Origin of the sequence: Streptomyces sporangiiformans (assembly GCF_005768555.2) — a bacterium.
Classification (GTDB): domain Bacteria; phylum Actinomycetota; class Actinomycetes; order Streptomycetales; family Streptomycetaceae; genus Streptomyces; species Streptomyces sporangiiformans.
In genome coordinates this window covers 1-11,375 of the sequence record NZ_VCHX02000276.1, presented here as the reverse complement: position 1 = coordinate 11,375, position 11,375 = coordinate 1, and the positions used below count along the sequence as shown (strand labels likewise).

The 11,375-nt window shown below is 71.7% G+C and carries 10 protein-coding genes; 6 read left to right on the top strand and 4 right to left on the bottom strand.

The genetic code is table 11. The annotated features are described in order from the left end of the window. The coding region (malQ, locus tag FGD71_RS36085; protein WP_119104768.1) for a 4-alpha-glucanotransferase at positions 1-1,939 on the top strand (1,939 nt) is incomplete at its 5' end. Between the two features lie 20 nt (positions 1,940-1,959). Further along, positions 1,960-2,208 (top strand): hypothetical protein, encoded by a 249-nt coding sequence (locus FGD71_RS36080; protein ID WP_119104767.1) that lies wholly within the window; start codon positions 1,960-1,962, stop codon positions 2,206-2,208. A 97-nt stretch (positions 2,209-2,305) separates the two neighbouring features. On the opposite strand, the gene FGD71_RS36075 is transcribed toward FGD71_RS36080, so the two are convergent. After that, positions 2,306-2,827, bottom strand: coding sequence for a MarR family winged helix-turn-helix transcriptional regulator (locus FGD71_RS36075; protein WP_119104766.1), 522 nt, complete (start codon positions 2,825-2,827; stop codon positions 2,306-2,308). Between the two features lie 131 nt (positions 2,828-2,958). Here FGD71_RS36075 and FGD71_RS36070 point away from each other — a divergent pair, with 131 nt between their 5' ends. Continuing rightward, positions 2,959-3,906 carry an EamA family transporter gene (locus FGD71_RS36070; RefSeq protein WP_119104765.1) on the top strand — a complete coding sequence of 316 codons (948 nt, stop codon included), beginning with the start codon at positions 2,959-2,961 and terminating at the stop codon, positions 3,904-3,906. Between the two features lie 106 nt (positions 3,907-4,012). On the opposite strand, the gene pepN is transcribed toward FGD71_RS36070, so the two are convergent. Beyond that, entirely contained in the window at positions 4,013-6,604 is a 2,592-nt protein-coding gene (gene pepN, locus FGD71_RS36065) for an aminopeptidase N (protein WP_119104764.1), read from the bottom strand. Positions 6,605-6,738: 134 nt separating this feature from the next. On the opposite strand from pepN, the gene FGD71_RS36060 reads away from it, so the two are divergent. Next, the gene (locus FGD71_RS36060; protein ID WP_119104769.1) at positions 6,739-7,215 is read left to right on the top strand and encodes a DUF1203 domain-containing protein; all 477 of its coding nucleotides are present in this window, start codon (positions 6,739-6,741) and stop codon (positions 7,213-7,215) included. Between the two features lie 4 nt (positions 7,216-7,219). Here FGD71_RS36060 and FGD71_RS49350 read toward each other — a convergent pair whose 3' ends face one another. Then, positions 7,220-8,533, bottom strand: a complete 1,314-nt coding sequence (locus tag FGD71_RS49350) for a TerD family protein (RefSeq protein ID WP_240436941.1) — start codon at positions 8,531-8,533, stop codon at positions 7,220-7,222. A 211-nt stretch (positions 8,534-8,744) separates the two neighbouring features. Further along, positions 8,745-9,761 (bottom strand): aspartate-semialdehyde dehydrogenase, encoded by a 1,017-nt coding sequence (locus FGD71_RS36045; protein WP_119104763.1) that lies wholly within the window; start codon positions 9,759-9,761, stop codon positions 8,745-8,747. Positions 9,762-9,950: 189 nt separating this feature from the next. Here FGD71_RS36045 and FGD71_RS36040 point away from each other — a divergent pair, with 189 nt between their 5' ends. Both FGD71_RS36040 and FGD71_RS36035 read left to right on the top strand, forming a co-directional pair. Beyond that, on the top strand, positions 9,951-10,490 hold the full coding sequence (locus tag FGD71_RS36040; RefSeq protein ID WP_181359339.1) for a sigma-70 family RNA polymerase sigma factor: 540 nt from the start codon (positions 9,951-9,953) through the stop codon (positions 10,488-10,490). A 1-nt stretch (position 10,491) separates the two neighbouring features. After that, positions 10,492-11,316, top strand: a complete 825-nt coding sequence (locus tag FGD71_RS36035; RefSeq protein WP_119104761.1) for a hypothetical protein — start codon at positions 10,492-10,494, stop codon at positions 11,314-11,316. The last annotated feature ends 59 nt before the right edge of the window (positions 11,317-11,375 follow it).

Sequence of the window (11,375 nt, the reverse complement as noted above, 5' to 3'; positions counted from 1 at the left end):
CGGCGACCGCGAGCCCGCGGCGGACGCCCCCGCGTCCGCCGCGCGAGCCGGGCGCCCGAGCGGCCCGCTCCCCGCCGCTCTCACCGCACTCCCCGCGGGCACCCGCCTGCGTATCCGCACCGAGCAGGGCGAGACCCGTGCCTCGGCGGAGCAACTGCCCGAGGGTGTCCACGAGTTGGAGGCCATCGCCCCCGATGGCCGCACCGGCCGCGCCCACCTCGTCGTCGCCCCGGCCCGGCTGCCGGCGCCCCCGGGGCGCACGTACGGACTGCTCGTCCAGCTCTACTCCCTCCTCTCCCGGCACTCCTGGGGCATGGGCGACCTCGGGGACCTCGCGGAGTTGACGGCCTGGGCGGGACGGGCGCACGGCGCCGGATTCGTACAGGTCAACCCGCTGCACGCGGCCGTACAGGGCGCGCCCACCGACCCCTCTCCGTACCGGCCCTCCTCGCGCCGCTTCCCAGACCCCGTGTATCTGCGCGTCGAGGACATCCCGGAGTTCGCGTACGTCGAGGACCGTGACCGGGTCCGTACGCTGCTGGAGCGCGCCGACCGACTGCGCGGATCCGTCCTCCACAAGGGCGCGTTGATCGACCGCGACGCCGTGTGGGAGCTCAAGCGCGAGGCGCTGGAGCTGGTCCGCGAGGTGCCGCTGGGGCCCGGACGGCGCGCCGCCTACTGCGACTTCCTCGCCGAGGAGGGCCAGGCCCTGGAGGACCACGCCACGTGGTGCGCGCTTGCGGAGAGATACGGCTCCGACTGGCACTCCTGGCCCTCGGGACTGCGTCACCCGCGCTCGCCCGCGACCTCCCGGGCCCGCGGCGAGCTGATGGACCGCGTCGACTTCCACAGCCGCCTCGCCTGGCTCACCGACGCGCAGCTCGCCACCGCCCAGCGCAGCGCGCGCGACGCGGGCATGGCCGTCGGACTCGTCCATGACCTCGCCGTCGGCGTGCACCCCGGCGGCGCGGACGCCTGGGCACAGCAGGAGTACTTCGCGGACGGCATGTCGGTCGGCGCGCCCCCGGACGCCTTCAACGCCCGCGGCCAGGACTGGGGCCTGCCTCCCTGGCGCCCCGACCGGCTGGCCGAGTCCGGCTACGCCCCCTACCGCCGCCTGCTGCGTGCCCTGCTCAGGCACGCCGGTGCCCTGCGCATCGACCACGTCATGGGCCTCTTCCGGCTTTGGTGGATCCCGCGGGGAGAGGCGCCGACCGAAGGAACGTACGTTCGCTATGACGCCGAGGCCATGCTCGCGATCCTCGCGCTGGAGGCCTCGCGCGCCGGAGCGCTGGTGATCGGCGAGGACCTCGGCACCGTCGAGCCGGGCGTCCGCGAGACGCTGCATGAGCGCGGCGTGCTCGGCACGTCCGTGCTGTGGTTCGAGCGGGACTGGGACGGCGACGGCCTGCCCCTGCCTCCCGAACGCTGGCGCGCCGACTGCCTGGCCACCGCCACCACCCACGACCTGCCGCCCACCGCCGCCCGCCTCACCGGCGACCATGTCGAACTCCGGGACCGCCTGGGCCTGTTGGCCCGCACTCTGGAGGAGGAGCGGGCCGAGGCGTCCGCGGAGACGGGGGAGTGGCTGGCGCTGCTCGCCCGGCTCGGGCTGCTCGACGGGGTCGGCGGCGGAGCCCGGGTCTCGGAGGAAGTCGAGATCCAGGCCCTGCACGGCTTCCTGCTGCGCACCCCGGCCCGCATGATCGGCGTCTGGCTCCCGGACGCCGTCGGCGACCGCCGCCCGCAGAACCTGCCCGGCACCTGGGACCAGTACCCGAACTGGCGCCTGCCCGTCGCCGACGCCGAGGGCCGCCCCGTCACCCTGGACGAACTCGCCGCCTCTCCCCGTCTGCACGCCCTGCTCGACGTGGTGCGCGGGCGGGCCGCCGGGCGGTGCGAGCCTCATACGGCACCCCCGGGCGCGCGACCGGATTAGGGGTTCGCTACGTTTGCTCCGTGGACAAGAAGAACGCCCTGCGCGCCGGCACGCTGGCCGCCGGTACGACGCTGATGATGCTGCTCATGTCGTCCCCCGCGCTCGCACTGATTCCCGACGACGGTGACGACCCCGGCCCGGGTCTGAGCGTCATCGACACATTGGGCCTCTTTGTCGTGGCGCCGATCGTGCTCTTCGCGGTCATCGCCGGTCTGGTCATGGTCCTGGACAAGTCGACGGACCGGCAGCCCAAGACCAAGCGGGGCTGACTCCCGGGGGTTCTCCGGATCTTTCCGAGGGCGCCGTCCTCGACCACGTACACGCGTTTCGCGGTACGCGGGCGAGGACGGCGCCCTCGGCGTGTTCTCAGCTCCAAGGCTGTGGGTCGACCGTGCCCGCGAGCAGCTGACGCAGCAGGTCGGCCAGTTGTCCGGTTTGTTCCTCATCAAGTGCCGACAGCGCCTGCGTCTGGAGGGCGAGCCCGGCCTCGACCGCGTCGTCGATCATGGCCAGGCCCTTGTTGGTGAGCGTGACCTGAAGGGCTCGCCGGTCGTGCGGGTCGGGGGACCTGCGGAGCAGACCGGCCCGTTCCAGTTTGTCCAGCCGGCCGGTCATCCCCCCGGTGGTCAGCATCAGCGTCTCGGAGAGCCGTCGCGGCGAGAGGGTGTACGGGGCGCCGGTCCGCCGGAGTGTGGCGAGTACGTCGAACTCGCCGCGCGAGACCCCGAACCGTGCGTACGCCTTGTCCATCCGGTCGCCCATCGTCCGTGAGAGCCGGAAGACGCGGCCGAAGACCTCCATCGCAGTGGTGTTCAGATCGGGGCGGACGACCGCCCACTGGTCGATGATCGCGTCGACGGCGTCTCGGGGGGTCTCGGGCGTGGCCATACGGCGAGTATCCGCATCCGTTCGCTCAGTCGCAAGAAAGTAGCTTGACGGAAAGTAGCTTAGAGCTAAGCTACTTGCAGCCGAGCTATTTCCCTGCCACTCGCCGTCCCTGTCCTCGCCTGGAGCCGGTCATGAGCCGCCCCGCCACCGCCCCCGTCACCATCGCCCTCACCGCACTGGCGCCCATCTCCTGGGGCACCACCTATGCCGTCACCACGGAGTTCCTGCCTGCCGACCGGCCCCTGTTCACCGGTCTGATGCGGGCCCTGCCCGCCGGGCTCGTGCTGCTCGCGGCCGCCCGGAGACTGCCGCGCGGCGTCTGGTGGGGGAAGGCGGCGGTCCTGGGCGCGCTGAACATCGGCGCCTTCTTCCCGCTCCTCTTCCTCTCCGCCTATCGCCTGCCCGGCGGTATGGCGGCGGTCGTCGGCTCAGTCGGCCCGCTGTTCGTCGCGGGCCTCGCGGCCGTCCTGCTGGGCGAACGCCCGACCGTGCGTACGCTGCTCACCGGCATCGCGGCGGCGCTCGGCGTCAGCCTCGTCGTGCTGAAGGCGGCCGGTGCGCTCGATGTCATCGGCGTCATGGCGGCCGTCGCGTCGACCGCCTCGATGTCCGCGGGCACGGTCCTCACCAAGCGGTGGGGCCAGCCCGACGGCGTGGGGCCGCTGGCTCTCACCGGCTGGCAGCTGACCGCGGGAGGCCTGCTGATCGCGCCGGTCGCGCTGCTCGTCGAGGGGCCGCCGCCCGCGCTCGACGGCCGGGCGGTCGGCGGCTACCTCTACCTCGCGCTGGCCAACACGGCGGTGGCGTACTGGCTCTGGTTCCGCGGCATCGGCCGCCTCGCCGCCACCCAGGTCACCTTCCTCGGCCCGCTCTCACCGCTGACCGCGGCCGTGGTCGGCTGGGCGGCGCTCGGCCAGGCGCTCGGTCCCGTGCAGGTGGCGGGCATGGCGCTGGCCTTCGGAGCGACGGTGTTCGGTCAATGGCGCCCCGTCCGGGGCGGAGGCGAGGGTGCGGCGGTGGTGGCCCGCGGGCTCGGAACGCCGGGTGGCGCTCCGAGCCCGCGGGAAGTGCGGTCCTGATGCCTGCCGCGGGCCGTCGGGGGCTGGTCGCGCCCACGCGGCGGAGCCGCATACGCAGCAGCCCGCGACCCTGAGGGGGCGCCCCTGACGGGGCGCCCGGTGGCGCCTACGCCTGTGCCGCCGCGTCCGCTGCCTGGGCCTTCAGGGCGCGTTCGACGCCGGAGCGGGACTCCGAGACGAGGCGGCGCAGGGCCGCGTTCGGCTCGGCGGAGGCCAGCCAGGCATCCGTCTTCTCCAGGGTGGCCTGGGAGACCTGCACGGCGGGGTAGAGACCGACCGCGATCTGCTGGGCCATCTCGTGCGAGCGGGACTCCCAGACGTCCTTGACCGCCGCGAAGTACTTCTCCGTGTACGGGGCCAGCAGTTCGCGCTGGTCGGTCTGGACGAAGCCGCCGATCACCGCTTCCTGCACGGCGTTCGGGAGCTTGTCGGACTCGACGACCGAGGCCCAGGCCTCCGCCTTCGCCTCCTCGGTCGGGCGGGCGGCCCGGGCGGTCGCCGCGTGGCGCTCACCGGCGGCCGTCTTGTCGCGCTCGTACTCGCCCGCGATCTCCGCCTCGTCGAACCGGCCCACCGCCGCGAGCCGCTGTACGAACGTCCAGCGCAGCTCGGTGTCGACGGCCAGCCCCTCGATGGTCTCCCGGCCGTCGAGCAGGCCCTCCAGAAGGTCCAGCTGCTCCGGCGTACGGGCGGTCGCCGCGAAGGCGCGCGCCCAGGCCAGCTGGTGGTCGCCGCCCGGGGCCGCCGCGCGCAGGTGTGCGAGCGTGGCCTCGGTCCAGCGGGTCAGGCCGGCCTCGCGCCAGGCCGGGTCCGCGTACAGGTCGAGGGCCAGCTTCACCTGGCGGTGCAGCGTCTGCACGACGCCGATGTCCGACTCCTTGCCGATGCCGGACAGCACGAGGGACAGGTAGTCGCGGGTGGCGAGCTCCGCGTCACGCGTCATGTCCCAGGCCGAGGCCCAGCACAGGGCACGGGGGAGGGACGCCTCGAAGTCACCCAGGTGCTCCGTCACGAACGCCAGCGAATCCTCGTCGAGGCGGACCTTCGCGTACGAGAGGTCGTCGTCGTTGAGGAGTACGACCGCCGGGCGGCGCTTGCCCACCAGCTCGGGTACGGCGGTCAGTTCGCCGTCCACGTCGAGCTCGATGCGGCCGGCGCCGCTGTCCCCGCCGCTCCGCCGCAGCTTGCCGCCGTCGTCGTCGAGGTCGTAGAGGCCGATGGCGATACGGTGCGGGCGCAGCGTCGGCTCGCCCTTGGCGCCGACGGGAAGGGCAGGGGCCTCCTGACGGATCGCGAAGGACGTGATGACACCGTCCGCGTCCGTCTCGATCTCGGGACGCAGGATGTTGATGCCGGCGGTCTGGAGCCATTTCTCCGACCAGTTCTTCAGATCGCGCCCGCTGGTCTCCTCCAGCGCGCCGAGGAGGTCCGACAGCCGCGTGTTTCCGTACGCGTGCGTCTTGAAATACGCCTGTACGCCCCGGAAGAACTCGTCCATGCCGACGTACGCGACGAGCTGCTTCAGCACGCTCGCACCCTTCGCGTACGTGATCCCGTCGAAGTTGACGAGCACGTCGTCGAGGTCGCGGATCTCGGCCATGATCGGGTGCGTGGAGGGCAGCTGGTCCTGCCGGTACGCCCACGTCTTCATCTGGTTGGCGAAGCTGGTCCACGAGTGCGGCCAGCGCGAGTCGGGGGAGTACGCCTGGCAGGCGATCGAGGTGTAGGTGGCGAACGACTCGTTGAGCCACAGGTCGTTCCACCACTCCATGGTCACGAGGTCGCCGAACCACATGTGGGCGAGCTCGTGCAGGATGGTCTCGGCGCGCATCTCGTACGCCGCGTCCGTCACCTTCGAGCGGAAGACGTACTGGTCGCGAATGGTGACCGCGCCTGCGTTCTCCATCGCCCCCGCGTTGAACTCCGGCACGAAGAGCTGGTCGTACTTCTTGAACGGGTACGCGTAGTCGAACTTCTCCTGGAACCAGTCGAAGCCCTGCCGCGTGACCTCGAAGATCGCGTCCGAGTCGAGGAACTCGGCGAGGGAGGGACGGCAGTAGATGCCGAGCGGGACGGACTGCCCGTCCTTCTCGTACACACTGTGGACGCTGTGGTACGGACCGACGATGAGCGCGGTGATGTAGGTGGAGATCCTCGGCGTCGGCTCGAAGACCCAGATGTCGTCCTTGGGCTCGGGCGTCGGGGAGTTGGAGATGACCGTCCAGCCCGTCGGCGCCTTCACGGTGAACTGGAAGGTGGCCTTCAGATCGGGCTGCTCGAACGACGCGAACACGCGGCGGGCGTCCGGCACCTCGAACTGTGTGTAGAGGTAGGCCTGTTGGTCGACCGGATCGACGAACCGGTGGAGCCCCTCACCGGTGTTGGTGTACGCGCACTCGGCCACCACCCGCAGGACATTGCGTCCTTGCAGGATGCCCGAGAGCGCGATCCGCGAGTCCTTGAAGACCTCCTCGGGATCGAGGTGGTCGCCGTTGAGGGCGATCTCGTGGACGGTCGGGGCCACCAGGTCGATGAAGGACTCGGCGTTCTCGGCCGAGTCGAAGCGCACCGTGGTCACGGACCGGTAGGTGCCGCCCTCCTGCGCGCCGGAGAGGTCGAGATCGATCTCGTACGAGTCAACGGTGAGCAGCTTCGCCCGCTGCTGAGCCTCTTCGCGGGTCAGGTTTGTGCCAGGCACGCGGTCATCTCCTCGTTATGTGTGGGTTCGGTCATCCTTCCACGTGACCTGCGGGGAACGCGATGTCCGTTTCCCGCCGGTGAGAGGCTCGCGCGGGCGGGAGCATCGGTGACATGACGACGTACATCGAGAACATGACGACGTACACCGCACGCCCCGTCCCGCCCACGGCCCTGAAGGAGCTGCGCTCCGTCGACGACGCGGGTCGCCGGACGGTTCCCCTCGTGGACGACGAGGGGGGTGCCCCGCTCCGCTGCTGCCTGCGCCGCAGCGAGCCGGGCGAAACGATCGCCCTCGTCTCGTACGCCCCGCTGCGCCGCTGGTCCGCGCAGACGGGCGCCGATCCGGGCGCGTACGACGAACAGGGCCCGGTCTTCATCCACGCGGACGACTGTGCGGGACCGGACCTGGCCGGACTTCCGTTCCCGGGGGCCCATCGCACCCTTCGCCGCTACTCGGCACGGGGGCACATCCTCGGCGGGCGCCTCGTCGAGCCTCCGGAGAGCTTCGACGACGCGTTCGCGGAGGCGTTCGCCGACCCCGAGGTGGCCCTCGTACACGTACGGGCCGTGGAGTACGGCTGCTTCCTGTACGAGGTACGCCGGCCCTGAGCCGTCAGCCGCCCACCGCGATCCGCCATGGGCCGTCGGCTCCCACGCGCAGCAGTCCGGGGCGCTGGACCGGGGCCAGTACGTCAAGGCGGCCGACTTCGTTGACGAGGAGCTCCTGTTCGTCCTCCGGCCAGTGGGGATCGGTGGACGCATAGTGGTACCAGACCGTGAAGTTGCTCTCGCCCTGGTGGGTGAAGGAGAGCACGCCGGGCTGCCCCTCGTACACCAGCAGGTCCGGGCCCCTGCCGTGGAGTGTGTGCTCCAGCCGCCGGGCGTGGCCGAGCGGCAGCACCCGCAGGGTCCACGGGGTGTCGGCCTCCACGCTCAGGGACAGCGGGCGGTCACCGGGGACGGTGGTCACCGTGCGGCCGTGGACCTCGTCCTCGTAGGCGTCCAGCAGCAGCTCGTCCGTGCGGCCGTACTCGTCGCACGTGTAGAGGGTGACCGAGATGCTGTCGCGGCACTCGATCTCGACGACCACGCGGCGGCCGGGCGGCAGGGACGGCGGACAGGTGACGCGCTGCTTGCCCGAGCCCTGGTGGACGAAGGGCGCGAACCCGACCGCGAGATCGCCGAGGATCCCCTGGTCCTGCCCCTGTAGCTGCCCATGCCCATGCGGCTGCCCCTGCATCTGTCCTTGCGGCTGGCTCAGCCCTTGCACCTGCCCGGGCCACTGTCCCTGGCCCTGCCCCTGGGAGAACGGAGCCGTCGTGAAGGCGGGAGGTGCGGGTGCGGGTGGGGGAGCGACGGGCATCGGCGGAGGGGGCGGCGGGACCTGAGGGGCCGGCGTCTCCTCGACGGCGATTCCGAAGTCCGTCGCGAGCCCTGCCAGGCCCGAGTCGTAGCCCTGGCCCACGGCGCGGAACTTCCAGCCGCCGTTCCTGCGGTAGAACTCCCCGAAGACGAAGGCCGTTTCCGTGGTCGCGTCACCGATCGAGAAGGACGCGACCGGCTGCCCCGCGGGGAGACCGACCCGGATGTCCAGCATGGGTATCTGCCCGAACGTGCCCGCGTCGGCGGAGGCGGCCACCACGACCCGGTCCACCTGGGCCTCGACGGCCGCCAGGTCCAGCCAGATCCAGTCGGCGGCCGTCCCGCCCGGCCCCTGCCCCTTGCCCAGATGGCGCACGGACCCCGAGGCATGCTCGCGCTGGTTGTAGAAGACGAGGTCGGCGTCCGACCGGACGCGGCCGGTACCGTCGAGCAGCAGGGCCGAGACGTCCACGTCTGGAACACCCGGGCCCTGCTGCCAGGCCACCGCCACCTGAAGAGCTTCCACCGGAACGGGCACATTGCCGCCCTTGGCCATCTGGGTCATGGCGGGATCTTCACATAAACCGCACGCCGCCGTGGCCGGTTCGGCACAAGCCCGCGGCAGGCGCGGCAGCGGGGTCCGCAGCAGCGGCCCGCCCGCCCCCGGCGGGCCGCCTACAGGCCGGAGTGTGTGCCGTCCTTGTGCTCAGCCCTTGACTTCAGGCCTTGAGTCTCAGCCTTTGAGCCTCAGCGTTTGAGCCTCGGCCCTTGAGAACTCAGCCCTTGAGCTCCGCCGCCACGAGCTCCGCGATCTGGACCGCGTTCAGCGCCGCGCCCTTGCGGAGGTTGTCGTTGGAGACGAACAGGGCGAGGCCGTTCTCCACGGTCTCGTCCGTGCGGATGCGGCCCACGTAGGACGGGTCCTGGCCGGCGGCCTGGAGAGGGGTCGGGATGTCCGACAGGGCGACGCCCGGAGCGCCCGCCAGGAGCTCCGTCGCGCGCTCCACCGACAGCGGACGCGCGAAGCGGGCGTTGACCTGGAGGGAGTGGCCGGAGAAGACCGGGACACGGACGCAGGTGCCGGAGACCTTCAGCGCCGGGATCTCCAGGATCTTGCGGGACTCGTTGCGGAGCTTCTGTTCCTCGTCGGTCTCGCCGAGGCCGTCGTCGACGATGGAGCCCGCGAGGGGGAGGACGTTGAAGGCGATGGGGCGCTTGTAGACCTGGGGCTCGGGGAAGTCGACCGCCGCGCCGTCGTGGGTCAGCTGGTCCGCGTCGGCGACGACCTTCTGCGCCTGGCCGTGCAGCTCGGCGACGCCCGCCAGGCCGGAGCCGGACACCGCCTGGTACGTCGCGACGACCAGCGCCTCCAGCCCCGCCTCCTCGTGCAACGGCTTCAGCACCGGCATCGCGGCCATCGTCGTGCAGTTCGGGTTGGCGATGATCCCCTTGGGGCGGTCCGCGATCGCGTGCGGGTTCACCTCGGACACCACCAGGGGTACGTCCGGGTCGCGGCGCCAGGCCGAGGAGTTGTCGATCACGACCGGGCCCTGCGAGGCGACCTTCTCGGCCAGCGCCCGGGAGGTCGCGCCGCCCGCGGAGAAGAGCACGATGTCCAGGCCGGAGTAGTCGGCCGTGGCGGCGTCCTCCACCGTCACACCGTCGAGGGCCGTGCCGGCCGAGCGGGCCGAGGCGAACAGGCGCAGCTCGGAGACCGGGAAGTTCCGCTCGGCGAGGATCCTGCGCATGACCGTACCGACCTGACCGGTGGCTCCGACGATTCCGACCTTCACGGCGACTCCTTTTACCTGGGCATTACTGGGAGGCGGTTCCATCATGCGTCTGTCCCCGGTCCGGCTGTCCAATCCTTTGTCGTGTTGCCCGAGGAGTGGGACGGTGTGCTCCCGCGTGCTGTGACGTACATCTCGGTCGAACGTTTCGCACCGTACCGGCGTCCTAGAGGAAACGCGGCGAGGGGAGGGGTGGCTGTGCTGCGCAGAAAAGCCCGCCGCGCCCAGGGGGTCGACGCTCCGGTCGACGATCCGCTGGACGCGGCCCAGGAGCGCCGGGTGCGTGCGGTGCTCGCGCTCGGCGGGGTGCCGCAGGCGGACCTGCCGGACGGGGTACAGCAGGTCCGGCTGCGGCTCCTGGAACGGGCGGCGAGGGGCGCGGAGGCGCCGCGCGATGTGTCCGCGTGGGCGGCGGTCGTCGCGTCGAACCTGGCTATGGACTGGCACCGGGCCAGGCGCCGCCAGGAACGGATCGGAGAACGCCTGGCCTCGCTGCGCCAACTGGAGCACACCTCGGGCGACGACTCGAAGGTGCTCTCGCTCGCCGTGGCCCAGGGCCTGGACGAGTTGCCCGACGCCCAGCGGCAGGTCCTCGTCCTGCGCTTCTACGCCGACCTGCCGGTCCGCGGGATAGCCGAGGAGCTCGGCATCCCGGAGGGCACGGTCAAGAGCAGGCTGCACACGGCGGTCCGCGCGCTGCGTGCCCGCCTGCACGAGGACGAGGTGGTGTGACGTGGCCGAGTACGAAGGCGATCAGCAAGCCGATGCCCTGCTGGCCGCGCTCCTGGACGAGCCCCTGCCCCCGGAGGCCCTCGAGGACGAGGCGTTCATGACGGAGCACCGGTCGGCGGTGGCGGACGTGGCGACGCTGCGGGAACAGTTGCGGATCATGGGGGACGCTCTGGCCGCGGAGAGCGAACGCCCTGAGCGGTCACCGAACCCCGAGCCCCTCAAGCCGGCCAGGACGAAGCCGGTCAGGGCGAAGCCGGTCAGGACGAAGCCGGCCCGGACGGAGAAACCGGTGAAACCGGCGAAACCGAGCTGGCGCAGGCGTTATGGGGGCGTGGCGCTGGGTGCCCTCGCCCTGGGCATGGGGACGGCGATGCTCGGCGGACTGGTGTGGCTCGGTGCGAGCGGCGGCGTGGGCAGCAGCAGTGGGGCGAGCGACAAGTCGGCCGCGCAGCAGGGGAGCAACGAGGACAGCGGCAACGCGGAGTACTCGCCCGAGATGCACATCGCCTGCTCGAAGGTCCTCGTCGAGGGGACGGTGCGGAGCATCACGCCACGTGACGACGGGGACGTACGGGTCGTGCTGGAGGTGAAGCGCTACTACCGGCCCGAGCGGTCCGTGGCGAAGCACCCGACGATCAGCGTCACGCTGCTGGGCAGCGCGCGCAAGGACCTGAAGGCCGGTGACTACACCCTGGTGCGGGTGCCGGTGTACCCGGAGGACCGGCAGGACTGGGAGGTCGGCTGGGGTGTCGGCGACGCCCGCAAGGACATCGTGGACGCGCTGCCGGGGGCGCGCGGGCTGGAGTGCTCGGGCCCCGGGCGCTGAGGCGAACCCGGGGCGCTGAGGCGAATCGGAAAGGGCGGGCGTCCGGTGCGGCACACCGG